21 protein-coding genes are annotated in these 26285 nt (G+C 56.7%); 8 read left to right on the top strand and 13 right to left on the bottom strand.

Features of this window, described 5'->3' with window-relative positions:
* Positions 1 to 267: 267 nt before the first annotated feature.
* Both EV102420_RS16210 and EV102420_RS16200 read left to right on the top strand, forming a co-directional pair.
* Positions 268 to 936, top strand: a complete 669-nt coding sequence (locus EV102420_RS16210; RefSeq protein WP_042393712.1) for an isochorismatase family protein — start codon at positions 268 to 270, stop codon at positions 934 to 936.
* 510 nt (positions 937 to 1446) lie between these two features.
* Positions 1447 to 2709, top strand: a complete 1263-nt coding sequence (locus EV102420_RS16200; RefSeq protein WP_077776550.1) for an amino acid permease — start codon at positions 1447 to 1449, stop codon at positions 2707 to 2709.
* Between the two features lie 111 nt (positions 2710 to 2820).
* Here the strand turns inward: EV102420_RS16200 and EV102420_RS16195 are convergent, their stop codons facing one another.
* Together EV102420_RS16195 and malX are read right to left on the bottom strand one after the other, a co-directional pair.
* On the bottom strand, positions 2821 to 3993 hold the full coding sequence (locus tag EV102420_RS16195; protein WP_042393705.1) for a MalY/PatB family protein: 1173 nt from the start codon (positions 3991 to 3993) through the stop codon (positions 2821 to 2823).
* Positions 3994 to 4004: 11 nt separating this feature from the next.
* Positions 4005 to 5597, bottom strand: a complete 1593-nt coding sequence (malX, locus tag EV102420_RS16190; RefSeq protein ID WP_042393702.1) for a maltose/glucose-specific PTS transporter subunit IIBC — start codon at positions 5595 to 5597, stop codon at positions 4005 to 4007.
* Positions 5598 to 5770: 173 nt separating this feature from the next.
* Here malX and EV102420_RS16185 point away from each other — a divergent pair, with 173 nt between their 5' ends.
* Positions 5771 to 6799 carry a Mal regulon transcriptional regulator MalI gene (locus EV102420_RS16185; RefSeq protein WP_042393699.1) on the top strand — a complete coding sequence of 343 codons (1029 nt, stop codon included), beginning with the start codon at positions 5771 to 5773 and terminating at the stop codon, positions 6797 to 6799.
* Positions 6800 to 6823: 24 nt separating this feature from the next.
* Here the strand turns inward: EV102420_RS16185 and EV102420_RS16180 are convergent, their stop codons facing one another.
* A complete protein-coding gene (locus EV102420_RS16180; protein ID WP_077776549.1) occupies positions 6824 to 8509 on the bottom strand; it encodes a YdgA family protein in 1686 nt (561 codons plus the stop codon).
* Between the two features lie 97 nt (positions 8510 to 8606).
* Positions 8607 to 9785: a mannose-6-phosphate isomerase gene (manA, locus tag EV102420_RS16175; protein WP_042393696.1), complete on the bottom strand. Its 1179-nt coding sequence runs from the start codon at positions 9783 to 9785 to the stop codon at positions 8607 to 8609.
* A 198-nt stretch (positions 9786 to 9983) separates the two neighbouring features.
* Here manA and fumA point away from each other — a divergent pair, with 198 nt between their 5' ends.
* Together fumA and fumC are read left to right on the top strand one after the other, a co-directional pair.
* Positions 9984 to 11630, top strand: a complete 1647-nt coding sequence (gene fumA, locus EV102420_RS16170; protein WP_042393694.1) for a class I fumarate hydratase FumA — start codon at positions 9984 to 9986, stop codon at positions 11628 to 11630.
* A gap of 120 nt (positions 11631 to 11750) precedes the next feature.
* Positions 11751 to 13154: a class II fumarate hydratase gene (gene fumC, locus EV102420_RS16165; RefSeq protein ID WP_042393691.1), complete on the top strand. Its 1404-nt coding sequence runs from the start codon at positions 11751 to 11753 to the stop codon at positions 13152 to 13154.
* A gap of 10 nt (positions 13155 to 13164) precedes the next feature.
* Here the strand turns inward: fumC and tus are convergent, their stop codons facing one another.
* The 3 genes from tus to rstA form a co-directional block, all read right to left on the bottom strand.
* On the bottom strand, positions 13165 to 14094 hold the full coding sequence (tus, locus tag EV102420_RS16160; RefSeq protein ID WP_042393688.1) for a DNA replication terminus site-binding protein: 930 nt from the start codon (positions 14092 to 14094) through the stop codon (positions 13165 to 13167).
* 167 nt (positions 14095 to 14261) lie between these two features.
* The gene (rstB, locus tag EV102420_RS16155; RefSeq protein ID WP_042393685.1) at positions 14262 to 15572 is read right to left on the bottom strand and encodes a two-component system sensor histidine kinase RstB; all 1311 of its coding nucleotides are present in this window, start codon (positions 15570 to 15572) and stop codon (positions 14262 to 14264) included.
* A 3-nt stretch (positions 15573 to 15575) separates the two neighbouring features.
* The gene (rstA, locus tag EV102420_RS16150) at positions 15576 to 16292 is read right to left on the bottom strand and encodes a two-component system response regulator RstA (RefSeq protein WP_042393683.1); all 717 of its coding nucleotides are present in this window, start codon (positions 16290 to 16292) and stop codon (positions 15576 to 15578) included.
* A gap of 126 nt (positions 16293 to 16418) precedes the next feature.
* Here rstA and EV102420_RS16145 point away from each other — a divergent pair, with 126 nt between their 5' ends.
* Positions 16419 to 16754 (top strand): GlpM family protein, encoded by a 336-nt coding sequence (locus EV102420_RS16145; RefSeq protein WP_042393680.1) that lies wholly within the window; start codon positions 16419 to 16421, stop codon positions 16752 to 16754.
* Here EV102420_RS16145 and folM read toward each other — a convergent pair.
* The 3 genes from folM to ydgH form a co-directional block, all read right to left on the bottom strand.
* Positions 16751 to 17473 (bottom strand): dihydromonapterin reductase, encoded by a 723-nt coding sequence (gene folM / locus EV102420_RS16140; protein WP_042393678.1) that lies wholly within the window; start codon positions 17471 to 17473, stop codon positions 16751 to 16753. The two genes, EV102420_RS16145 and folM, sit on opposite strands and share 4 nt — an antisense overlap.
* Before the next feature lie 34 nt (positions 17474 to 17507).
* Positions 17508 to 18893, bottom strand: coding sequence for an amino acid permease (locus EV102420_RS16135; protein ID WP_042393674.1), 1386 nt, complete (start codon positions 18891 to 18893; stop codon positions 17508 to 17510).
* A 177-nt stretch (positions 18894 to 19070) separates the two neighbouring features.
* Positions 19071 to 20015, bottom strand: coding sequence for a DUF1471 family protein YdgH (gene ydgH, locus EV102420_RS16130; protein ID WP_042393671.1), 945 nt, complete (start codon positions 20013 to 20015; stop codon positions 19071 to 19073).
* 489 nt (positions 20016 to 20504) lie between these two features.
* Between ydgH and pntA the strand changes: the two genes are divergently transcribed.
* Together pntA and pntB are read left to right on the top strand one after the other, a co-directional pair.
* Complete coding sequence (pntA, locus tag EV102420_RS16125) at positions 20505 to 22034, top strand: Re/Si-specific NAD(P)(+) transhydrogenase subunit alpha (RefSeq protein WP_042393668.1); 1530 nt, start codon at positions 20505 to 20507, stop codon at positions 22032 to 22034.
* A gap of 10 nt (positions 22035 to 22044) precedes the next feature.
* Positions 22045 to 23433, top strand: a complete 1389-nt coding sequence (gene pntB, locus EV102420_RS16120) for a Re/Si-specific NAD(P)(+) transhydrogenase subunit beta (protein WP_042393665.1) — start codon at positions 22045 to 22047, stop codon at positions 23431 to 23433.
* A gap of 56 nt (positions 23434 to 23489) precedes the next feature.
* Here the strand turns inward: pntB and uspE are convergent, their stop codons facing one another.
* The 3 genes from uspE to ogt all read right to left on the bottom strand — a co-directional run bounded on the left by uspE (position 23490) and on the right by ogt (position 26046).
* Positions 23490 to 24440 carry a universal stress protein UspE gene (uspE, locus tag EV102420_RS16115; protein ID WP_042393661.1) on the bottom strand — a complete coding sequence of 317 codons (951 nt, stop codon included), beginning with the start codon at positions 24438 to 24440 and terminating at the stop codon, positions 23490 to 23492.
* A gap of 143 nt (positions 24441 to 24583) precedes the next feature.
* Positions 24584 to 25336 (bottom strand): fumarate/nitrate reduction transcriptional regulator Fnr, encoded by a 753-nt coding sequence (gene fnr / locus EV102420_RS16110; protein ID WP_131406021.1) that lies wholly within the window; start codon positions 25334 to 25336, stop codon positions 24584 to 24586.
* Positions 25337 to 25530: 194 nt separating this feature from the next.
* On the bottom strand, positions 25531 to 26046 hold the full coding sequence (gene ogt / locus EV102420_RS16105; RefSeq protein ID WP_042393659.1) for a methylated-DNA--[protein]-cysteine S-methyltransferase: 516 nt from the start codon (positions 26044 to 26046) through the stop codon (positions 25531 to 25533).
* Positions 26047 to 26285: the final 239 nt, after the last annotated feature.

The following is a 26285-nucleotide window of genomic DNA, read 5'->3' as shown; positions in this document are numbered from 1 at the left end:
GTAACGCGGGATACCTATAATGGACATGCTTTGCAGTCTCCTCTTCTGCCTCCTGAACTTTTATGCCGAACCGTCCAGTCTGCGATGATGGTCAGCAACACAGGAAATATCATGACAGACATTGCCCTGATAATAGGCTGCATTTTTTCTGAATCAGGCTACTATTAATTTTGGTATATCAATGGATTAAAGGCCTGGTGAAGGGATATTTAACCACGGTGCCGGGATAGCTGACGGCATTTAAACAGTAATAATGAGGATATAAATATGGCTGCAACCAACGGTATGATTGATGCTGATGATGCTGTAATTTTACTCATTGATCATCAGAGTGGATTATTCAATACGGTACGTGATATGCCTGTCCCTGACCTGCGCAATTATGTTACAGCGATTGCCAAGACTGCCACACTGTTAAATATCCCGGTGATCACAACGGCCTCTGTTCCTGACGGTCCCAATGGTCCGCTGATCCCAGAGATTCACCAGTATGCTCCCCACGCCGTTTATGTTCCGCGTACCGGACAGATTAATACGTGGGACAATCCGGCGTTTGTGAAAGAAGTCGAAAAGACAGGCCGAAAGACCCTGATTATTGCCGGCACACTCACCAGCGTTTGCATGGCGTTCCCTGCGGTTAGCGCAGTTCAGGAGGGGTATAAGGTTTACTGTGTTGTGGATGCCTCGGGCAACTGGTCTAAAATCGCGACCGACACGACCATTGCGCGCGTGGCGCAGGCTGGCGCGATTCCGACAGATACGTTTGCCATTGTCGCTGAATTAATGAGAACGTGGAACCGTGCTGAAGGCTCCCGCTTCGCCGAGATCCTTGCAGAGCATGTATGTCCGGAGTATAAGTGCCTGATTGAAAGTTTTGGCAAAGCACAGGAAATTGCCAAAACAGGTCCTGAAACCAATCTGGAACATTATAAATAAACTCAGGGCATTCCTCCTATTACCCGCCTCTTAACGTCCTGTGCCTGAACAACGTTTCAGGCACAGGACATTTAACCGATCAGGCGCAGCGTATAATAAAGATACGTGTGGGTTATAGAATTGTTTTGACTCTGTTTTTTTAATGCCGTGCAGGGAGGTACATTACCACTCACTATAAAATGATCGAATAAGCGCGCCCTTTAGTAACACTCTCACTGTTGCTTATGGTAATTAATAAGAAAGGTATTTATTTTTTAATTAACAGGCGTGCAGGCAGGGAAAGTCAGGCGTTATTTTTTTCGTTAATTCAACAAATGCCTTTCCTAATTAACCGCCTGTTAAAGCATAATCAACTAATAACGATAATTGTTTGCAGGCATACTCATAAGGTTTACGGTATGCGAAAGCAAATCCTTTCCGCCAGCGATGTGATGGCAAAACGACGACTACAAGAAGACAAACCCTTAAGAAACGTCGCCGTCGCCCTCACTATCAACGCGGTAAAACATGATGAATAAAGTCACAACTATCCCAGACAACATTACACCACACCGTCGCTGGCACTGGCAGGACAACCTTTGGACGCTGGGCCTGTATGGCACAGCGGTCGGGGCGGGAACGCTGTTCCTGCCCGTGGAAATCGGCACGCGCGGCCCGGTGATCTTCCTGGTAATGCTCCTGCTGGGCCTGCCGTTATCCCTGATGCCGCATTTGCTCCTGTGCCGTGTGTACATGCGCGAGGAGCAGACCGAAAAAGGCACGCTGCCGATCTTTGGCTCTTTCTTCAGCGGTCGTGGTGCAAAACTGATCACGCTATTCTACTGCGTGACATTCTTCCCGGTAACCCTGGTTTACGGGGTCGCGCTGATTAATGCGCTTGATAATTTCCTGGTTGAACATCTGCACATTACCGCCATCAACCGTGGGCCGTTGTCGTTTATCGTGGTCGCTGCCCTGTATGTGGTGCTGAGCAAGGGGCGAGACAGAGTCGTGGCCATCATGAGTGCGCTGGCGCTGCCATTCGCTGCATCTGTGCTGCTGATCGCCGTATCGCTCATCCCGCACTGGCATCTGTCAAACCTGACCGGCGCGGCCGCTGATATGAAAGCCACGCCGCTGCCGGTGACGCTGAAAAATATCTGGCTGACACTGCCGCTCATTACCTTCTCGTTTTGCTGCGCGCCTATGGTGTCCCCGCTGAGCGCCAGCTACAGGGAAAAGAAATCGGAGGGTGAAAGCAAGGCGTTATTCGTGATCCGCATCGCCTATATAGCCATCTTCACCAGTATCATCTTTTTCGTGCTGAGTTGCGTGCTGAGTATCCCGCATGACAGCTTTTTGCGGGCGAAGGCGGAGAACTTGAATGTGCTGTCAGTGATGAAGGGGAACGGTGATTTCAACCTGATGTACCATGTTGCCCCGCTCATCGCTATCATCGGTATGACGAAATCCTTCCTGGGCGTGGGTCTGTCGGTCGCAGAGACCTTCGGCCAGTTGGCCGCCAGCGTGTCCGGTAAAAAGGCGAGCATCAGCAAGCGCATGGCCTCTCTGGCGCTATTCCTGCTGACCTTTGGTATCGTTTACGCGGATCCAGATGTGCTCAACCTGATTGAAACGTTCTGTGGACCTCTGATTGCGGTGATCCTGTTCCTTATCCCCGCTTACCTCATATACACCCGCCCCGTGCTGGCGCAGCTTCGCGGCGTGACGGTATGGCTGGTCATTCTGGGCGGGCTGGCGACGCTATCTGCCTTGCTCTGGACCATGTTTTAATCAGCGCTGATGGCATAACAACGCTGAAACAGCGAGGCTCAGTATGTAATTCATTTGCGCAAGGCAAGCTGGTGGTAAGGTCTTCCGCCACTTTGCCTTGCGCAGCAAAAGTTATAGCAAGGCATTGACCCCTGCAATCAATCTGCCCAGCCCTTCATCCAGCTTCGCCCTTGGGCAGCCCGCATTCAGCCGGACAAACCCGTTCCCTTCGGGACCATAGGTGTACCCCGGCATAATCGCCACTTTCTGCTGGTGGATAAGGACATCCTGCAACGCACGATCGTCGAGATTAAGCGGGCGCAGGTCAATCCACGCCAGATAGCTTGCCTCGGGTGGCTGCCAATTAAGCTGGGGAAACGCCTGATTCAGCTGGCTGGCGATGGCCGCCATATTATCCTGCAGGTAGGTGCGAAGCGCTTCCAGCCAGGGGGCACCTTCCCGGTAGGCGGCAATATGTGCGCAGAGCGAAAGCACCGCCGGGGAGGAGAGTCCGTCCCGGCCCTTGAGCGCAGCGAGGTAGTCGTCACGGCGTCGCGCGTCGCTGATAATGCCGTACGCCCCGGTGAGGGCCGGAATATTGAAGCTTTTCGACCCGGAGGTGAGCAGCGCCCACTCGCCTCGTCCCACCTGACACCAGGGCGTGTGCGTCTTCTCGCCCCATACCATATCCATATGGATCTCGTCACTAATCACCCGGACGCCATGACGCTCGCAGAGCATAGCCATCGCCTCCAGCTCTTCACGCGTCCACACTTTACCCGTCGGATTATGCGGGCTGCACAGCAGCAGGATTTTCGTCTCCGGCAGGGAGAGCACGGCCTCCAGGGCCGCTAAATCGCTTACCCAGCCGGTAGCAGTTTTTTCCAGCGGCACGCTTAGGACGCGACGCTGGTTTCCCTCAATGGCTTTGTAAAACGCATCGTAGGCCGGAGTGTGGATGGCGACCGCGTCTCCCGGCGCGGACCACTGGCGGATCAGCTCCGAGGCCATGTAGATCACCGACGGCCCGTAGACGAGGGTCTCGGGATCGATCTCAGTGGCAAAGCGGGTCCCATACCAGTGGCACACCGCCCCAAGGAAATCCTCATTCTTCCAGCGGCTGTAGCCCAGCACGCCGTGCGCCAGCCGCTGCTGGATGGCGTCAAGAATGCAGGGGGCGGTCGCAAAATCCATATCTGAAATAGTGAAGGGCAGCAGGTCAGCCACGCCAAAGCGATCGGCCACGTAATCCCACTGCGTACACCATGTTCCATGCCGATCGATCGCCGTTGAAAAATCAAACATAGCCTTATCCTTTATGCCTGCACCGAGTTCATCAGGGCTTCCATCTCATCTTTTACCGACTGGACCTGCGGCCCAATCACCACCTGTAAGTTGTGCTGGTTGAGCTGGACCACGCCAATGGCGCGATTGTCCTTAAGCGCCTGCACATTCACCCGCGACATATCATTAACGGACAGCCGCAGACGGGTGATGCAGTTATCAAGGCTGACAATATTTTCACTTCCGCCCAGCGCGGCGAGGATGGCCGGAACGTTATAGCCGGAGCGTCCCAGCGCGCCTGCCATTGTCTTCTCCACGGTGGTGGCCGTTTCGATATCCCGGCCCGGCGTTTTCAAATTAAAATGCAGGATAGCGAAGCGGAAGATGATGTAGTACACCGCAAACCAGACGGCGGCAACCACCGGCACAAGATACCACTTGGTGGCCAGACCGTGCAGCATGCCGAATACCACAAAATCAATCACGTTGCCGTCGGTGTTGCCGATGGTGACGCCAAGTACGGCCATCACCGTAAAGCCGAGGCCGGTGAGCAGGGCGTGAATCAGGTAGAGCACCGGGGCGACGAACAGGAACAGGAACTCTAACGGTTCCGTGGTGCCGCCAACAACGCAGGCAATCAGGCCGGAAATCAACAGGCCCTTAATTTTATGACGGTTCTCCGGGCGGGCGCAGTGGTACATTGCCAGCGCCGCGCCAGGCAGGCCGCCCAGGAAGGCAGGCATTTTTCCCTGAGAGAGGAAGCGCGTGGCGCTTTCAGAAAAGCCGTGGGTGGTCGGGCAGCTCAGCTGGGCCTGGAAGATGGTCAGCGCGCCGCTGACGGTATGACCGCAGACCTCCTGGGTGCCGCCTGCGTCGGTGAAACGGATCAGGGCAACCAGAATATGCTGTAAGCCAAACGGCAGCAGCAGACGCTCGCCGGTACCGAAGATCATCGGCCCAAAATCACCCGCGCTGTTAATGATCTGGCCCAGGCCACGGATCCCCATGGCGAAGACGGGCCAGATGAGTGGGATCACCAGGCCAACCAGTCCCATCGCCACGGTGGTAATAATCGGAACGAAGCGGGTGCCGCCAAAAAAGGCGAGCGCGTCGGGTAGCCTGATGGTGTGAAAACGTTCATGCAGCAGCCAGACAATCACCCCGGCAATCACCGCGCCGAGGATCCCGGTATCAATGGACTGGATCCCCAGCACGTTCTGAATGTTGTAGGCCTTCAGCAGCGCCGCATCGGTGGTGGGCAGAATACCTTTTGCCGTCAGCCAGAAGTTAACGGCCAGGTTCATCACCGCATAGCCGACAAAACCGGCAAAGGCAGCGATGCCTTTATTCTCACGCGCCAGCCCTAGCGGAATGGCGATGCAGAACATCACCGGCAGGAAACTAAAGGCGAAGGAGCCGATTTTACTCATCCAGATGAAGATAGCCTGCAACACCGGATTGCCCAGAACAGGGATCAGGGTCATGACGTCACGGCTGCTTAGCGAGCTGCCGATGCCTAACATGATCCCGCAAAAGGAGAGTAACGCGACGGGCAGCATGAAGGTTTTGCCCAACTGCTGGAAAAATTCCCACAGCGTAATTTTCTGTACGGTTTTCGTCGTCATAAACGACTCCTTGTCGAAAAGAGATGCAGATGAGGTTGTTGTGCGAGAAAGATAAAACGTTTTACCTAAATTTTATGCGCTACAAATCACAATGCTGAGCGATAACTCAGTGTATAAATATGTCCTATAGATAAATCGTTTTATCTAAGCCAGTACCAGGGATTTGCTTTTTTATGATGACGCCAAAAAAAATAACCATTAACGATGTGGCCGTCGCGGCCGGGGTTTCCGTTAGCACCGTTTCGCTGGTGCTCAGCGGCAAGGGCCGTATCTCTACGGCCACCGGCGAGCGCGTGAACCAAACTATCGAGCGACTGGGCTTTGTCCGTAACCGCCAGGCTTCCGCCCTGCGCGGCGGGCAGAGCGGCGTGATTGGCCTGATCGTACGCAACCTCTCTTCACCGTTTTATGCCGAACTGACGGCAGGGCTGACGGAGGCGCTTGAAGCCCAGGGACGGATGGTGTTTCTCCTGCACGGTGGCGACGGCGGCGACCAGCTCCTCCAGCGCTTTAACACCCTGCTAGCACAGGGGGTGGACGGCGTCGTCATCGCCGGAGGCGCGGGGGTCAGTGGCGAGCTGCAGGCGTGCGCCGCAGAGCAGGGCATTCCGCTGGTGTTTGCCTCTCGCGCCAGCTATCTGGATGATGCTGACTGCGTCAGGCCGGATAACATGCAGGCGGCCCAGATGCTCACCGAGTATCTGATTCAGCGCGGTCATCAGCGTATTGCCTGGCTGGGGGGCAACAGCGCCTCGCTAACGCGGGCCGAGAGAGTAGGCGGCTACTGCGCCACCCTGCTGAAATATGGCTTACCCTTTCACAGTGAATGGGTCGTGGAGTGCGACACCAGCCAGAAGCAGAGCGCTGAAGCGGTCGCTGCGCTGCTACGGCATAATCCCACCATCAGCGCGGTGGTCTGTTACAACGACGTTATTGCTCGGGGGGCCTGGTTCGGCTTAATGCGTGCGGGACGTCAGAGCGGTGAGGCAGGGATGGACAGCTACTTTGAGCAGCAGGTGACGCTGGCCGCCTTTGCGGACGTCGCGGAGAGCGCGCTGGATGAACTGCCGATTATCTGGGTGACAACGCCTGCACGGGAGATGGGATATACCCTGGCGGAACGGATCATGCAGCGTATTGCGAAGGAGGACAGTCTTGCTCGCAGCCAGACCCTCAAGGCCCGACTCATTGTCAAAAAATAGCCCCTCCGGAGAGGGGCTTGTGGATTACTGCTGAGGCACAGCTGCCGGTGGCGTAGCTTCCGGAGCCGCCTGCGGAGCAGGAGCGGGAGCCGCTTCCGGAGCCGCCTGCGGAGCAGGGACTGGAGCCGCTTCCGGTGCTGCCTGCGGAGCAGGAGCCGGGGCAGCTTCTGGTACTGCCTGCGGAGCAGGAGCAGGGACCGGCGCAGGCGCAGGTGCCGCCTGAGGCATACCCAGCTCAGGCATACCAAACATGCCGACAAACTCATCAAGGCTCATCTTCTGCCCGTTCAGGACGATCTGACCGTTAGCGTACTGCAGGCTGGTGCTGATGGCGTTATCCGCTACCGTGGTGATGCGGAACATCTGGCCCATCGCCGCCAGGCCTTTCACCTGCTGGTTCGCCAGTTTTTCGGCATCTGCCTGCTGGTAGCCCTGTAGCTTAGCGATCTGAGTCATAAACTCGGTGGCCATATCCATTGGAATGGTCAGCTTGCTCTCCAGCGACTTCACGCTGCGATCCACCTCCTGCGCCAGGGTCTGCGGTGCAGGGGCGGCAGGGGTAGCAGCAGGATCTTTCATGAACAGCGACAGGTTAAACGTGGTCTCGCCTTTGCTGTTTTTCCAGCTCAGCGGGGCAACGGTGATCACCGGCTCACCTTTTAACAGCATCGGCAGGGCGCCAAAGAACGCCTCGGTGGATTTTTGCTGGTAGATGGCCGGATCTTTCATCACTTCAGGCTGAGAGAGCAGGGCCTGGTTTTGCGCATTGTACTGCTGGCGGAACTGGTGCCATGCCTGACCGTCAATCTGGCCAATCTTCATGGTCAGCTTGCCGCTACCCATATCCTGGCTCTGGATCTTCAGGCTGTTAACCGAGTAGTCGATCTGGCTGTTGATGTTTTTGCCGTCGTTGACGAGATCGTTTTTGACGTTCAGCTCAGTGCCTTCCATCACTGCGATCTCTTTGTTTTCTACGGCAACGGCCAGCTTCTCAACGCTCAGCTTCTGGTTGCCCAGGTGCTCATCAAACTGCGCGCGCTTGCTGTCGCCGTCGGTTTTCAGGTTGTTGAAGGTGACCTGCACATGCTGACCATACTCGTTAACGGTATTAACCAGGCCGCTCTGCGCCTCGCCCTTAAGGGAGATAGCGTTGCCGTCTTTATCGGCATCAAGCTGGAATTCACCGCCGCTGAAGGCAACTTTTTCACCTTCGTTCTCATAGCTTAACGGCTTAAACGCGATATGGGAGCCGGTATCACCGCCGTAGCCGATGCGGGTATTCACCTCTACCGGCGACTCGCCTTTAGCCATATCGAACAGCGGCTTAGAGACATCGTTATTCACCAGGGTGGTTTTCACCGATGCCATGGCCGGGATCAGATTAAACGATTTAAGCTGTGCAAACGGGAACGGACCGTGATCCACCGTCTCGTTCAGCACCACGCTCTGTCCAGGCTTCAGCCAGGCGTTCTCGCCACCTGCGACCGGTTTGACCAGCAGCTGGAGATGGCTTTTAAAGATGCCACGCTCGTAGTTCTGCGAGGACACCTCCAGGTTTGCGCCCGGCGCGCTGCGCTTAAGCTCGGCGTTAGCCTGTGCAACCATGTCGGCAAGGTGTTTTTCCAGCTGTTTACCCGTGTACCAGGCGGTTCCCGTCCAGACGACGCCCAGTGCAACAATAATGCCCGCAGCGACAAGCGTTTTCTTCATAGCGATTATCCCTAAAAATGAAACCAGGCGGAAGAGGCCGCCTGGAGAGTCGTAAGGTCTTGCTAAGCTTAGCAATAAGGTGCAAAAAGGTCAGTACTTAGTTCACTTTATTGTACACCCGAGCCAGGCGGCCAATGCCGCTCGCCTCAATAGGGGATTCCTCAGCGCTGACAAAGGCGGATTCGCCCGGCTTAAGCACCAGCTGCTGTTCGCCTTTGCTCAGCACCGCCTCGCCCTCAACGCAGAAGAGGATCGCCGCGCTCGACTGCGCAAGCGTTGACGCCGTAGTGGAGAGGTCATGCAGGGAGAAAGCAAAGTCGGCGACCGGAATAGGGAAGTCCAGCTCGGCACCGCGCTGTTCTGGCGCAGTAAGCAACTCTGCCGCTGGCTTCGGCACAAACTTCACGTTGGCCACCAGTTCAGGGATATCAATGTATTTTGGCGTCAGGCCCGCGCGCAGGACGTTATCGGAGTTAGCCATCACCTCCAGCGCCACGCCTTTCAGGTAGGCATGCGGGGTCTCAGCGAACAGGAACATCGCTTCGCCTGGGTTGAGCTTAACCACGTTAAGCAGCAGAGGGGAGAAGAGACCGCTGTCGTCCGGGTAGAACTCAGAGATAAAGCGGATGGTCTCCCACGGCTCGCCCTTCTGGCTTGCCAGCGTGGCCTTCAGCACTGCCAGAGCGTGTGATTTCTCCTCGCCCTGCATATTGAGCAGGCTGGCAAAGAGCTGGCTTAAGCTGTCGGCATCCGGCTGCGCCAGGAAGTGGGCGATAGCCTGATGCGCACCTGCGACCGGCTGGAGCAGGGAGATGATATCGCTGAATTCGCGAAAAGCGTTCATCGCCAGGAACGGCGTCAGGGCAAATACCAGCTCGGGTTTATGGTTAGGATCTTTATAGTTGCGCTCGGCCGCATCCAGGGGAATACCTGCCGCGTTCTCTTTGGCAAAGCCGATCTCCGAGGCTTGCTTATTAGGGTGAACCTGAATAGAGAGGGGCTGGTCGGCGCACAGCACCTTAAACAGGAACGGCAGCTCGCCAAAGCGCTCTGCGACCGCCTGGCCTAAAAGCGCCGTTTTATCCTGGTCAATCACCTCTCGCAGCGACTGCGGCTGACCAGACGCGTTCTCGATTTTTGAGCTGCTCTTCGGATGCGCGCCCATCCACAGCTCTGCCATCGGCAGACCGTTGGGGTTGGCGATCCCATAGAGTTCCGTTAACGCAGTTTTACTTCCCCAGGCATAGTTCTGCACTGAGTTAATGAGTTTTTGCATTATCAAGCCCTGCACTGTGTTGAATGATCTGCGTGTATTAAACCAATAAACCCATGGTAAGTAATCACTAAACTCAAAAAGTCGTCCTTATCTCAGTTTTTGTTAAAAAATTGTGTAGGATATGCAGACTCGCTTTTAAGCAGGGCAACGGAACGTTTGCCCAGACCATAACCAGACCGCGCAGTAAGTGAGAGCAAAATGTCGACAAAACCTTTTCACTATCAGGATCCTTTTCCCCTCAAAAAGGATGATACCGAATACTATCTCCTTACCCGAGACCACGTCTCCGTAACGGAATTTGAAGGCCACGAAATCCTCAAGGTTGAACCGCAGGCGCTGACCCTGCTGGCGCAGCAGGCCTTCCACGACGCCTCGTTTATGCTGCGCCCAGCGCACCAGCAGCAGGTGGCGGACATCCTCGCCGACCCGGAGGCCAGCGAGAACGATCGCTACGTGGCGCTGCAATTTTTACGCAACTCCGACATCGCGGCAAAGGGGATCCTCCCGACCTGCCAGGATACCGGTACGGCCATCATCAGCGGCAAGAAGGGCCAGCGGGTCTGGACCGGCGGCGGTGATGAAGCTGCTCTGGCACGCGGAGTGTATAACACCTATATCGAAGATAACCTGCGCTACTCGCAGAACGCGGCGCTGGATATGTATCGCGAGGTCAACACCGGCACCAACCTGCCGGCGCAGATCGATCTCTACAGCGTTGATGGTGACGAGTATAAATTTCTCTGCATCGCTAAGGGCGGTGGCTCGGCCAATAAGACCTATCTCTATCAGGAGACCAAGGCGCTGCTGACGCCGGGCAAGCTGAAGGATTACCTGGTCGATAAGATGCGCACCCTGGGGACGGCGGCATGCCCGCCTTACCATATTGCTTTCGTGATCGGTGGCACCTCGGCCGAGGCGACCCTGAAGACGGTGAAGCTTGCCTCAACCAAGTATTACGACGGGCTGCCTACGGAAGGCAACGAGCACGGCCAGGCGTTTCGCGACGTGGCGCTGGAGAACGAGCTGCTGCGTGCCGCGCAGGATCTCGGTCTCGGAGCTCAGTTCGGCGGCAAATACTTTGCCCACGACGTACGGGTGATCCGCCTGCCGCGCCACGGCGCATCCTGCCCGGTGGGGATGGGCGTCTCCTGCTCGGCGGACCGCAATATCAAAGCCAAAATCAACCGCGACGGGATCTGGATCGAGAAGCTGGAGCAGAATCCGGGGAAATACATTCCGGAATCGCTGCGCCAGGCGGGCGAGGGAGAAGCGGTGCGCGTCGATCTTAACCGTCCGATGCGTGACATCCTGCAGCAGCTCTCTCAGTATCCGGTATCGACCCGGCTGTCGCTGAGTGGCACCATCATCGTGGCCCGCGACATCGCCCACGCCAAGCTGAAAGAGCGGATGGATCGTGGCGAAGGCCTGCCGCAGTACGTCAAAGATCACCCGATCTACTACGCCGGCCCGGCGAAAACGCCAGACGGTTACGCCTCTGGCTCACTCGGCCCAACCACGGCAGGGCGAATGGACTCTTACGTCGATCAGCTCCAGGCCGAGGGCGGAAGTATGATCATGCTGGCGAAGGGCAACCGCAGCCAGCAGGTGACCGACGCCTGCCATAAGCACGGCGGTTTCTATCTCGGCAGCATTGGCGGCCCGGCGGCAGTACTGGCCCAGGGCAGCATCCGCAGCCTGGAGTGCATCGAGTACCCGGAGCTGGGTATGGAAGCCATCTGGAAGATTGAGGTGGTCGATTTCCCGGCATTCATCCTGGTGGATGATAAGGGCAACGACTTCTTCCAGCAGATCCATGCCTCGGCCTGTGCCCGCTGCGTGAAGTAAACAAGACCGCCCGAAAGGGCGGTTTTTTTTGCTGCTGACGGCTGAAAATCATCAATACTAATAACTCTTTGGGCAAGTGAGCATGTTGTTACCCACATCACAACTATTCAAGGAGCGTGTATGACTTCGCATCGCAGTGAGAAAGATTCGATGGGCGCAATCGACGTCCCGGCAGACAAGCTATGGGGCGCGCAAACCCAGCGATCGCTTGAGCATTTTCGCATCTCGACCGAGAAAATGCCGGTCTCGCTACTCCGGGCGCTGGCCTTAACCAAGCGGGCGGCAGCAAAGGTAAACCAGGATCTGGGCCTGCTGGCCGTCGAGAAGGCACAGGCCATTATCAGCGTAGCGGATGAAGTGCTGAACGGTGACCATCCGGATCAGTTTCCGCTGGCGATCTGGCAGACCGGCTCCGGCACCCAAAGCAACATGAACATGAACGAGGTGCTGGCGAACCGTGCCAGTGAGCTGCTGGGCGGCGAGCGTGGGATGGCGCGTAAGGTGCACCCCAACGACGACGTTAACAAAAGCCAAAGCTCAAACGACGTCTTTCCTACCGCCATGCACGTGGCCTCGGTTATTGCCGTGCGCGAAGATCTGATCCCCTCGCTGCTGGAGCTGACCCGCACCCTGGCGGAAAAATCCCGCGCCTATGCCGATATCGTTAAAATTGGCCGTACCCATCTGCAGGATGCGACGCCGCTGACGCTGGGTCAGGAGATCTCCGGCTGGGTGGCGATGCTGGAGCATAATCTTAAGCATATCGAAAATAGCCTGCCGCACCTGTCGGAGCTGGCGCTCGGTGGCACGGCGGTAGGGACCGGGCTGAATACCCATCCGGAATATGCCCGCCGCGTGGCCGACGAGCTGGCGGCCATCACCGGGCAGGGGTTTATCACCGCACCGAACAAGTTCGAGGCGCTGGCAACCTGCGATGCGCTGGTGCATGCCCATGGCGCGCTGAAAGGCCTGGCGGCCTCGCTGATGAAGATCGCTAACGACGTCCGCTGGCTGGCCTCGGGCCCACGCTGCGGCATCGGTGAAATTTCTATCCCGGAAAACGAGCCGGGCAGCTCCATCATGCCGGGTAAGGTCAACCCAACCCAGTGCGAGGCGCTGACCATGCTCTGCTGTCAGGTGATGGGTAACGACGTGGCAATCAACATGGGCGGCGCGTCGGGTAACTTTGAGCTAAACGTTTTCCGCCCGATGGTTATCCATAACTTCCTGCAATCGGTGCGGTTGCTGGCCGACGGGATGGAGAGCTTCAATGAGCACTGCGCCATCGGCATTGAACCAAACAGGGCGCGTATCGATCAGCTTCTCAACGAGTCGTTGATGCTGGTAACGGCCCTGAATACGCACATTGGCTACGACAAGGCTGCCGAAATTGCCAAAAAAGCGCACAAAGAGGGCCTGACCCTGAAGGCCTCGGCGCTGGCGCTGGGCTACCTGACCGAGGAGCAGTTTGATACCTGGGTGCGTCCAGAAACCATGGTGGGCAGCATGCCATCCGGCAGCTAGTTCGCCAGGGTTAGTTTGCAACGTAGAGGTGCAGCCGGGGAATGATTAACGTCAGCGGCTGCGCCTCAGGTTTATAGCGGTGCTGAACGTTGTCGGCATCGTAGTTCAGCAGCTCGCCGATGTCCGGCACTCGACCACCGTTCTCCTCGGCGATCAATGCAATGATGGGGGTCGGGCAGGCGTGCTGCACCTGCTTTTGCGAACCGGCGTACCAGACTCGGGCAATGGGTTGGACCTTCACCGGTCGCTTGATCTTCAGCCGGGCCTTCTGCGGCAGGGCGGCTATATCGTTGTACTCCTGCTCCAGCCGGGCCTGCCACTGCTCCCGCGTCCAGCCGCCTACCGCCCGCGGCGCTTTTAAGCTCTTCTCCAGCTGGGCCAGCACCTCATCACGGGTGAAATTCTTGATGATATGCTTATTCGCCCAGCCAAAGCGCAGCGTCGCCGGATCGCGCAGGACAGTTAGCGTTCGATAGGCATTGAGAGTGATCAGCCCCGGCAGATGATGGTGTACCCAGTCAAAGCGGGCCGCAGAGGGCAAACCGGACTCGACGGTAACGATTTGCTCGAAGGCTGTTTTCAGGCTGTTAATCTGCCCGATGCGTGCCTCCAGGCTGTCGCGTGTCGCCAGCGTGGTCTGGAAGCAGATCACTCCCGGCAGGCGCACGGCCGCTTTGCTGCTGCGGTTCTCCGACTGCTGCTGAATAAAGAGATGCGAGAAGTGGTGCAGGGCGCGCTCGGCGGCGCGCTTGCCCACGTGCTGCTTGACCTGAATCGTGGTCAGCGGCTCGTGTTCGGCCTCTTTGGTGACTTCCGGTAGCTCAAACACCCGCCCGGCCATGAGCCGACACGCGCTCAGTTCGCTCTTTAGCTCCGCAAGCTCACGCTCAATTTGGCGGAAAGTAGTGGTTAAACGCTCGATCAGATCGTAGCTGGCCATAGGAACCTCATTAGTTACAACATGCTATTATTTTAGCATAACTCTACAATTCAGGCTACGGTGCTGAAAGGTCTTGTAGGCCGGATAAGGCGCAGCCGCCATCCGGCGTTATCACTCGGTCAAGTCGGGTGGCGCTTCGCTTACCCGACCTACGGTCAGTGCAGACGTTATAGCGCGGTGATGTCGGCGGGTAAAGAGACCAGATGATAGACCGGCCAGCTAAAGGTAAAGCGTGCTCCGCCCAACTCACCGGCATCACAAACCACCTCTCCGCCCATGGCCTGGGCGATAGAGCGTACAATCGCCAATCCCAGACCGCAGCCGCCGGTGGCCCGATCCCGGCTAGGGTCGAGCCGGACAAAAGGCTCAAATATGCGTTCCCGTGCCTCGGGCTCAATGCCTGGGCCATCATCTTCAACGATCAGGCTGGCCCGTGCGCCGTCATGCCGGAGAGCAATCTGCACGGTGCTTTCGCTGTAGCGCAGGGCATTATTTACCAGGTTATCAAGCACGCGCTCCATCAACCGCATATCCAGCGCGCCGTAGTCTGCCTCGGAAGTAGCCGTCAGCGTCAGGGTGCGGGCAGGGTTGATGCTTGTCACATCATCTACGTAGCTCGCTACCCAGCGGGGAAGATCCGGTTCAGAGAGGTGCAGCTCGTTTTGCGGACGATCGAGACGGGCGTAGGTGAGCAGCTCCTCGATCAGCGCCTCAAGCTGGCCGATGTCGCGGTTCAGCGCCAGCCGCTCGGCTTCCGTGAGGTTATCACTCATCTCCAGCCGATAGCGCAGGCGTACCAGCGGGGTGCGCAGCTCGTGGGCAATCCCATCGATAAGCTGCTTCTTGCTGGCAATCAGGGCGTTAATATTATCTGCCATCTGGTTGAAGGCGACGCCGAGGCGCTCAAAGCTCGACCCGCTGGCAAAGTGGATCCGTTCATTCAGGTGCCCGCTACCAAAACGCTGGGCGGCAGACTCCAGCCGCAGCATCTCCTGCCAGTGGGGTCGCATCCAGATAAAGACCGGGAAGGCGAGGGAGATAGCAATAAAGACCATCAGAATGATGTCAAACAGGCGCATCTCGTGCAGGTAGAAGAGATAGGGGATGGGGCCTACCGCCAGCACGTAGTGGCTGCGGGGAATACGCTGGATAAACGTATACTCCTCGTCGAGCGCCACAATGTCCCCCTCGCGTAGCCGCTGGGTGGTGGCCGCGCTGAGGTGAAACTTAGTCAGCGGCTCGATGCGCATATCGAAAGAGAGATTAAGATCCATCTCCTTCAGGGTTTTGCTCCACTCGTGGGGTGGGATCTCCCGCAGCTCGCTGCGCATCAGGTAGAGGGAGCTTTTCATCAGGTCATCCAGCGACTGTCTGCCTGCCCGTTCGGCGGTAAATTTGTACACCAGCCCGACCAGCATGGTCATCACCAGAAAGCAGACAAACAGCAGCAGGTAGAACTGGACGAAAAGCTTCTTCATTCGTTAGTTATCCCACGCGTGCGGGGCAAACAGGTAGCCTTTGTTACGCACGGTTTTGATCCGGTAAGGCTCGGTGGCGCTATCCAGCAGCTTTTTGCGCAGGCGCGAGATGGCGACGTCAACGCTGCGATCTAACCCGTCATAGCTCACCCCGCGCAGGTTTTTCAGCAGCGCGTCGCGATCCATGATCTGCCCGGCGTGGGTTGCCAGCTCCCACAGCAGGTCAAAATCGGCGGTGGAGAGGGCGACCGGCTCGTTGGCGAGCAGCACCTGACGGTTAACGGGATCGATGGATAAGGTGCCAAAACGCAGCGCGTTGTGCGGCGTAAGTGACGCGGTGGCAGCCGGGCGGGCAGTCACGCTGCTCTGACGCAGGTGGAGGCGCAGACGCGCCAGCAGCACGGCGGGCGGCGTGGTTTTCAGAATATAGTCGCTGGCCCCCATCTCAAGAGAGAGGATATGGTTCATATCGCTGTCGAGCGAGGTGAGTAGCACAATAGGGCCTTGCCACTGACCGCGCAGGTCGCGACAGAGGGTCATGCCATCTTTACCGGGGAGCATGATATCCAGCAGCACCAGCTCAGGATTTTCACGCAGGATGGTCTCTTCGGCGCGATCGCCACGCGTCTCCAGCATAACGTCGATATCGTGCTTGCCAAGGTAGGCAGCAATCAGCGCACCCACTTCCGGGTCGTCTTCCACAAAAACGATCTTATTCATTGGTCATCATCGGGGGCAAAAGCGCCAACATACACCGCCTTGCCGGAAGCTTCCATTAATCTTTCATAAACGGCAACGGTTCCGTTATGCTGGGCGCTTAATCTGGAAAAGAGTCAGGGATAAATCATGGGGTTAGTGGTTAAAGCGGCGATTGGCGCGCTGGTGGTGTTGCTGATTGGCGTGCTCGCAAAAACAAAAAATTACTACATTGCCGGGCTGATCCCGCTGTTTCCTACCTTCGCCCTGATCGCGCACTACATCGTCGCCTCCGAGCGCGGCATTGAGGCGCTGCGCACGACCATTGTGTTTGGCATGTGGGCAATTATTCCTTACTTCATCTACCTGCTGTCGCTCTGGTATTTCACCGCCGCTATGCGACTGCCGCTGGCGCTGGGTGCGGCCGTTCTCTGCTGGAGCCTCAGCGCCTGGCTGTTGATTTTCTGCTGGAGCCGCTTCCACTAGCGCAGCGGGCGACCTCCGTCGAGAGCAAAGTTGCGGCCGGTCACGAACCGGCTGGTCATCAGGTAGTCGATCAGATCGATCACCTCTTTCTCGCCGGGGGCGATTTTCATCAGCGACTTGTTGAGCGCCTTCTGCCGATATTCAGCGTCATCCCCCTCGTTGAACAGGATCAGCGACGGGGCGATGGAGTTTACTTTTACCTCAGGGGCCAGCTTGCGGGCAAACGAGCGGGTCATATTATCCAGCGCCGCCTTACTGGCCGCATAGGCGATATGCTTGTCGCTGCCGCGCTCGACCACGTAATCGGTGAAGTGGATGATGTCACCGCCTGCGTGACCGTGGCCGCGCACCAGGCTTTCCAGGGCGTGATTCAGCAGATAGGGGGCATGAACGTGGATCTGCATCATCGCACAGAGCACCTCGGTAATTGGCGCTCCCGGCTTCTCCGGCACCCAGGCTCCGGCATTGTGGATAATGCCCCGCAGCCCGTGGGTACGGGATTTAACCTCCTCGGCAAAAGCGAGGATGCCCTCATCGTGACAAAAATCCGCCTTGATGCAGACCGCACCCGCTTCCTGTAACACCTCAATGGCCGGATAGAAGGTGCGATAGCTGACGATTACCGGCTGCTGCTGGTTAAGAAAATGGTGGGCGATGGCAAGGCCAATGCGGCGGCCGCCGCCGGTAATCAGAATCGGGCAGGGGTCGTTTCTTCCCATCGTTATCTCCTTGTTTTACAGCGTAGGGGCAGCATTACTGCCCCATCAGTATCCAGGTTGCCGGAAGCGCCGCGATCAACAGCAGCCCCATCAACACCTTTTCGTGACGTTGTAACAGATCGGGCTGCGGATGCGTGCGGCGTGCATAGAGAAAGACCAGCAGACCTGGCGCATAGAGTACCACCGACAGCAGCAGATGCATTGGCCCGGAAGCATAAAGTAACCATAGGCCATAGATGCAGGCACCGATACCCGTAGCCTGATGCAGCGGACGCTGGGCGACTTTTAAGAGATAGGCACCCACCAGGAAATAGGGTACCAGAATCATCTCGGAGGCGATGGTTAAAAGTGTATTGTAGTCAGAACCTGTGAGCCAGATCAGAATCAGGCAGATCTGGACGCTGGCGTTGGTCAGCCACAGCGAGGCCGACGGGGCGTTATTCGCATTCTGCTTGGCAAAAATGCGCGGGAAGGCTTTGTACTTGGCCGCCAGCAGAGGCACCTCGGCCGCCATGATGGTCCAGCTGAGGTAGGCCCCGCAAACAGAGACGATCAGCCCGGCAGCGATGATCACCTCACCCCAGGAGCCCATCATATCCACCATCAGTCCGGCCATAGAGGGATTGCGCATCTCCGCCAGCTGCGGACGAGGCACCACCCCCAGCGACAGCAGGGTGACCAGCAGATAGACCGTCAGGGCGGCGATCACCGCCATCAGCGTCGCCCGGCCGACGTCCTGCTTATTGCGCGCTCTGGCGGATACCACCACCGCACCTTCAACGCCGATAAAGACCCACAGGGTAATGAGCATGGTATTTTTTACCTGCTCCCACACCGGTACGCCAAGCTCTACCCCGGTAAAGTCGAGGCTGAACCTGTCGGCGTTGAACGCCAGCCCGGCCAGCACCACAAACAGACCCAGTGGAACCAGCTTCGCCAGCGTGGCTGCGAGGTTAATGCTCGCCGCTGTCTGCACGCCGCGCAGCACCAGCCAGTGGACGATCCACAGCAGGCAGGAGGCGCCGACGATGGATTGCCAGGTATTGCCATCGCCAAACAGGCGCAGCGCTGGCGTATCGGTGAAGAAGCTCAGCGCCGAAAAGACAATCACCAGATAGGAGACGTTGGCGATCACCGCGCAGAGCCAATAGCCCCAAGCCGAGCAGAAGCCAATCAGCTCCCCGAAGCCCTCTCGCGCATAGGTGAATATGCCGCCGTCGAGATCGGGCCGCAGGCGGGTGAGCAGCAGCATGGCGAAGGCCAGCAGCAGAATGCCGACTCCGGTAATGGCCCAGCCGATCATGAGCGCAGCGGGACTGGCGACGGCCGCCATGTTTTGCGGCAGGCTGAAGACGCCTGCGCCCAGCATTGAACTTAAAACAAGCGCAGTCAGCGCGCTCAGGCCAAGTTTCTTTTCCATTGGCATCCTGTTAAAAAAACGACAAATCCAGAATAATTATTTCGCCGGAGCGCATAAATAGCGTAGATCGTACTAAGGCGCGGGATTTTACGTAGTGGAAGATGCGCATGCAATAATGTATGGCAGAAATTTGCAGAAATGGGTGAAAAAGGCGGCTGGGAGCCGCCTTTTGGAGAATTATCTGTAGAGGTCGGCGCTGATGGTAATGTTGTTACCACGCTCCTGCCACTGACGCGTAATGTGGTAATACTTCGCGCCTTTCTTCGCGGCGCGTTTCGCCACCTGGTAAGAGATCTCGGTCATGTTGCCATAGTTACCGGTGAACTGAACGCTGTCGAACGGCACCATCTGCGCTGCCGTGATTTTGTTCACCTCTTCGATCTTGGTGCCGTCCGGCAGGGTGACAGTGTAACGTCCACCTTTCGAGGATTGCGTTTCAAAGAAGCGGCCCACTTCCGCACTCGGTGCAGCGCTGGTGGCTACGCCTGGGATCTCCACTTTCTTCGCCTCTTCACCGCCTTTCGCCAGTGCAGCGCGGCCTGCTTCAGAGTCAGCCGGGATAGCATCCGGGCTTTGCAGAACGCGTTTTTTGGCATCGGCTTTATAGATGTAGGCGGTAATACGCTGGTTACCACCGTCGTTGGCGTCAACCTGGCGTACAATGTAGAACGAGGCCGCGCCTTTGGCTTTCGCCGCTTTGGTGATCGCGCTGTTTACTTCAGGCTGGCTGCGGTAGAAACCCTGGACGGTTACGGTATCAAACGGCTCAAGCTGGATAGCTTCGTCTTTAGGCAGTTCGGTCACGCCGTTAATAACCCGATTTTGCGATGCCTCTGCTTTGGCAGCGTCTTTCTTATAGAGATCGGCCGTCACGCGCCAGTTGCCGCTGTTGCCTAAATCAGAGGTATCGACGACGAAGAAGGCATCTGCGCCAACTTTATCAGCACGGTTGGAGACGGCGGTGACAGCGTCACCAATAGCGTTAAAGCGGCCGGTGACCACGATACGGTCGTAAGGTTTTACCGCTTCCGCTTGCTCCGGCGTCAACTCGGTGGCGGCCTGCGCCGACAAGGCCGTTGCCGACAGGAGTGCGGATGCCAGGAGGGTGTTCTTAAGCTTCATAAAAATAGTCCTTCGCCTTGCGCAAACCAGATACTGGTATTAGAGATGTCTTGAAAACGTGGATGATTATTGCATTTTAATCTTGCGACTGTCTGCGAGATTTTTCACCGCCTGTGCTACCGGGGAGCCAGGCTGACATACTAAAACGCGATATGTTGAAAAAACAGACGCTTGACCAGTAAAAGCGGTTAAGCATATGACTTTTTTAAGTTAATACCATGTTAAATTGGCGATCTGCCTCGGCGATAAATCATGTTTTGCCGCCTCGTATAAGCGGAATATGGGGCCTTCGCTATTATTAAAAGTTAAATTGGGCTGTTTATACCCGTGCTGGCTCAATTTTACCTCATAAAACCTTCATTTCTTAATTGTTGCGGTAGATCACAGGCGTTATTTTCAGTAGGTTATAGAAAGTTTGTTACGGTTTTATTTTTGATATCTGTGAAGAAACTGACAAACCCTCATTCAAAACCGATGGAAGGGAAAACTATGCGTATTGGTATACCAAAAGAGCGGTTGGCCAATGAAACTCGCGTGGCGGCGACACCGAAAACGGTCGAGCAGCTGCTAAAACTGGGTTTCACCGTCGCGGTCGAAAGCGGCGCAGGCAAGCTGGCAAGCTTCGATGACGCTGCCTTTACCGAGGCAGGTGCCGAGGTTGTCGACGGCAATGCGATCTGGCAATCAGACATCATCCTCAAGGTGAATGCGCCCGGCGACGATGAAATTGAGCGCCTTAATCCGGGCACGACGCTGGTGAGCTTTATCTGGCCGGCGCAGAACCCGCAGCTGCTTGAGAAGCTGGCCGCGCGTAACGTCACTGTTATGGCGATGGACTCCGTGCCGCGTATCTCCCGCGCCCAGTCCCTCGACGCGCTCAGCTCGATGGCCAACATTGCCGGTTATCGTGCCATTGTTGAGGCTGCCCACGAGTTCGGCCGCTTCTTTACCGGCCAGATCACCGCCGCCGGCAAAGTGCCGCCTGCTAAAGTGATGGTCATTGGCGCAGGCGTCGCTGGCCTTGCCGCCATCGGCGCAGCCAACAGCCTGGGTGCCATCGTGCGCGCCTTTGATACCCGCCCGGAAGTGAAAGAGCAGGTCCAGAGTATGGGCGCTGAATTCCTTGAGCTGGATTTCAAAGAGGAAGCGGGCAGCGGGGACGGCTACGCCAAGGTGATGTCTGAGGCGTTCATCAAGGCCGAGATGGCGCTGTTTGCCGCTCAGGCAAAAGAGGTGGACATCATTGTGACCACTGCGCTGATCCCAGGCAAACCGGCTCCGACGCTGATCACCCGTGAAATGGTAGATTCCATGAATCCGGGCAGCGTGATTGTCGACCTGGCCGCGCAGAACGGCGGCAACTGCGAATACACCGTGCCCAACGAGGTGTTCACTACCGCCAACGGCGTGAAGGTGATCGGCTATACCGATCTGCCGGGCCGTCTGCCGACGCAGTCCTCCCAGCTCTACGGTACTAACCTGGTTAACCTGCTGAAGCTGCTGTGCAAAGAGAAAGATGGCAACGTCACCGTTGATTTTGACGATGTGGTGGTGCGCGGCGTGACGGTGATCCGTGACGGTGAAACCACCTGGCCTGCGCCGCCGATTCAGGTTTCAGCCCAGCCGCAGGCGGCCGCGAAAGCTGCCCCTGTCCTCGAAGAGCCGAAGGCTCCCGCCTCGCCGTGGCGCAAATACGCCCTGATGGCGCTGGTAATTATCCTCTTCGGCTGGCTGGCGGATGTGGCACCGAAGGAGTTCCTCGGTCACTTTACCGTGTTCGCGCTGGCCTGCGTGGTGGGTTACTACGTGGTCTGGAACGTCTCCCATGCGCTGCATACCCCGCTGATGTCGGTCACGAACGCCATCTCGGGAATTATCGTGGTCGGTGCGCTGCTGCAGATTGGTCACGGCGGCTGGATAAGCTTCCTGAGCTTTATTGCCGTGCTGATCGCCAGTATCAATATTTTCGGTGGTTTCACCGTCACTCAGCGTATGCTGAAAATGTTCCGGAAGAACTAAGGGGTAGCACATGTCTGGAGGATTAGTTACAGCTGCATACATTGTTGCCGCGATCCTGTTTATTTTCAGCCTGGCCGGGCTGTCAAAGCATGAAACCTCTCAGCAGGGTAACCGCTTTGGCATCGCCGGGATGGCGATTGCGCTGATCGCCACCATCTTTGGGCCGGAGACCGGCAACGTCGCCTGGATCATCGTCGCGATGATTATCGGTGGCGCGATTGGTATTCATCTGGCGAAGAAAGTTGAGATGACCGAAATGCCGGAGCTGGTGGCGATCCTGCACAGCTTCGTGGGTCTGGCGGCGGTGCTGGTGGGCTTTAACAGCTACCTGTACCACGAGCCGGGCCTTGAGCCGATTCTGGTGAATATCCACCTTACGGAGGTGTTCCTCGGCATCTTTATCGGGGCGGTGACCTTTACCGGCTCCATTGTGGCGTTCGGCAAGCTGCGCGGCAAAATCTCCTCTAAGCCGCTGATGCTGCCAAACCGTCACAAGATGAACCTTGCGGCGCTGGTGGTCTCCTTCCTGCTGCTGCTGGTGTTTGTCCGCACCGAAAGCGTGGGGCTCCAGGTACTGGCGCTGCTGTTGATGACCATCATTGCGCTGGCGTTTGGCTGGCATCTGGTGGCGTCAATCGGCGGGGCTGACATGCCGGTGGTGGTATCGATGCTTAACTCCTACTCCGGTTGGGCAGCGGCGGCGGCGGGCTTTATGCTCAGCAACGACCTGCTGATCGTCACCGGCGCGCTGGTGGGCTCGTCCGGTGCGATCCTCTCTTACATCATGTGTAAGGCGATGAACCGGTCGTTTATTAGCGTGATCGCGGGCGGCTTCGGCACCGACGGCTCTTCAACCGGTGAGGACGAAGAGGTAGGCGAGCACCGTGAAATCAGTGCGGAAGAGACTGCCGATCTGCTGAAGAATTCACACTCGGTCATCATTACCCCAGGCTACGGCATGGCGGTCGCCCAGGCGCAGTATCCGGTGGCGGAGATCACGGAGCGGCTGCGTGCCCGCGGCATCAAGGTGCGCTTTGGTATTCACCCGGTTGCCGGGCGTCTGCCGGGCCATATGAACGTGCTGCTGGCAGAAGCCAAAGTGCCTTACGACATCGTGCTGGAGATGGATGAGATCAACGATGATTTCTCCGATACCGATACGGTGCTGGTCATTGGCGCGAACGACACCGTGAACCCGGCGGCGCTGGACGATCCGCGTAGCCCGATTGCCGGGATGCCGGTTCTGGAAGTGTGGAAGGCGCAGAACGTGATCGTGTTTAAGCGTTCGATGAACACCGGCTACGCTGGCGTACAGAACCCGCTGTTCTTTAAGGAGAACACCCAGATGCTGTTTGGCGATGCCAAGCAGAGCGTGGATGCGATCCTTAAAGCGTTATAAGAAGCGCATAAAATAAAAAACCGCCGTAAAGGCGGTTTTTTTATGACTTCAACGACTCAATCATCTTCGTCGTCATCTATCTCAACCGGCGAGCGGTAGTCATCGGGCTTGATCACCAGCAGGTCGCAGCGCAGATGGTCAATGACCTGCTCGGCGGTATTGCCTAAAAACGCCGCGGAGAGGCCGGTACGACCGACAGTGCCCAGCACCACCACCCCAGCCTGCAGATGCTCGGTCAGATCCGGGATCACCTCTTCAGGCAGGCCTTTTTCCACGTGGGTGAGCTTCTCAGAGATGCCAAACTTCTGGCGCAGGGCTTTCATCGCCAGCAGATGCTGACCGCGAATAGCGTCGTTGTAAACGGTAGGGTCAAACTCCGGCAGTTCGATGGCAATATTGATCGGAGTGACAGGGTAGGCACCAATCAGATGCACTTCCGTATGGTTCACCTGCTCGGCAAGCTGAATGGTTTCCCGCACCAGCTTCTCATTGAGCGCGTTATGGTACGGCTCTTCGCTCGCGAGGTTCACCGCCACCAGCGCTTTACCGCCTTCGGGCCACGGTTGGTCTTTCACCATCCACACCGGGCAAGGGCACTTACGCAGCAGATGCCAGTCGGTAGGGGTAAAGATCACCGACTCCAGCTTGTCGTGCTGGTGGGCCATCTTCAACACCAGGTCATGATGCCCGGTTAACACTTCCTGAATGATGGCTTCGAAAGGGCGGTTATGCCAGATCACCTTGATATCAATCGGCACCCCGGCATCGATGTAATATTTTGCCTGCTCGCGGATCCAGGCGGTCCGCTGGCTGATGACGCCCTGACGCATGGCGGTACGCTCGTCGGGCGACAGAAGAGTGGTCATCTCATATGAGAAGTCATAGATCGGCAGAAAGGCTTTGATGCGGCCGCCAATTTTCTGATGCAAATATACAGCACGCCGTAGCGCTGGCTGGTCATCCTGATTGGGATCGATGGCAACCAGCATATTTTGATACATGGCCATACAGGGTCTCCTTACATCTGTCACCGCAGTCTGTAATTAAAAGAGTAACCTATATGTGGAGAATGAAACAGAGGCTAGCCTTTGCCAGATCAACAAATCGGACTATTTTGCTGTCTGGCAAGAGGTGAGTATTGGCGTGACCGTCAGGCGACGTTGCGCGCGTGGCCGGCAAGCTCAGCGAGAATATCGCCGTTTTCGATAGTAATGTACTTACCTTTCACGGCCAGCATGCCGCTCTTCTGGAAACGACCCAGCAGACGGCTGATGGTTTCTACCGTGAGGCCCAGGTAGTTGCCAATATCGCCACGGGTCATGGTCAGACGGAACTCACGGGGTGAGAAACCGCGCTGGGCAAAGCGGCGGGAGAGGTTATAGATAAAGGCCGCCAGGCGCTCTTCCGCATTCTTTTTCGACAGCAGCAGGATCATATCCTGGTCGCCTTTGATCTCGCCGCTCATCAGACGCATCATCTGCTGACGCAGATTGGGCATCTTGCCGGAGAGATCGTCCAGCGTCTCAAACGGAATTTCGCAGACCATTGAGGTCTCCAGCGCCTGAGCAAAGCTCGGGTGGTGGCCGGTACCGATAGCGTCAAAGCCCACCAGATCGCCAGCCAGATGAAAACCGGTGATCTGCTCATCACCCTGTTCGGTGATGGTATAGCTCTTAATAGTACCGGAGCGGATCGCATAAAGAGACTTCAGTTCGTCGCCCGCTTTAAATAGCGTTTGGCCTTTCTGAATCGGCTTTTTGCGCTCGATGATGTTATCAAGCTGGTCCAGCTCGTGTTCATTGAGGGTGAACGGGATACAAAGCTGGCTGATGCTGCAATCCTGGCAATGGATAGCACAACCGCCAGACTGAATGCGTCGTATAATTCGCTTTTCCGGGATCATAGGTCTGCTCAGGCCGTAATTGATATTGGTCAATTTTAACATCTTTTTGCTGAGCACGTAAGCCTGCTTAATCCCCAAACAGCGATTATTGGAACCTTTGAAAAATCAATAAGTTTAACTTATTGAAATTCCTTATGTTGATTAGGGGTTTATTGATTAAAGGCGCGTAAAAAGGCACAAAAAGTCCCCTTTTTCTACAGTAAAAGATAGCCCTCATGGCGCAAAAGCCACTCTTTACGCTGGACGCCGCCCGCGTAGCCGGTCAGAGTACCGTTGCGACCGATCACCCGGTGGCAGGGAACAACAATGCTGACGGGATTAGAACCATTCGCCGCGCCCACCGCTCGCGCTGCGCCAGCGCGCCCCAGCAACTCGGCCAGCTGGCCGTAGTGGATGACCTGGCCGCAGGGGATCTCGCGCAACGCTTTCCATACCGCCCGTTGAAACGGGGTCCCGGCAGTTTCGGTGGGCAGATCGTCAATGACGCTAAGATGACCGGCAAAGTAGTCGTGGAGTTTGTCGCTTAGCCCACCGGGATTACTGGCCGGGACGCGGCGATAGCCTGGCTTACGATAGTGGACGTTGAGCAGGAGCTCCATGCGGTCGACGTGCTCCTCCCACTCAACGGCGCGCAGGCGGTACTGTTCGTCACAGATCACCCAAAGCGGGCCGAGGGGCGTGTCGATTTTGTCTTCCAGCAGGGTTAACATGGCGAGATCCTAAATTGGCGAGAAAGCAATATAGGATATTATCTTACCGATTTTGACGTAAAAAAATAGAGCCTGTCGACATCCGCCAGACTCTACAGTACACACAGCAGTGCATCCATACATTATTTTAACGCAACCACTCCTTGGGCGGGTTTATTTTAGTATAGACATCTTTAATACTAATACCAGTAAAGTTTGGTAATGAGTTTATCAACGGTTTAAGTTAAATCATTTTGTTT

Source organism: Pseudescherichia vulneris NBRC 102420, from assembly GCF_000759795.1.
Classification (GTDB): Bacteria; Pseudomonadota; Gammaproteobacteria; order Enterobacterales; family Enterobacteriaceae; genus Pseudescherichia; species Pseudescherichia vulneris.
Note: the sequence above shows the minus strand (reverse complement) of the source record. Positions and strands in the feature narration are given on the sequence as shown.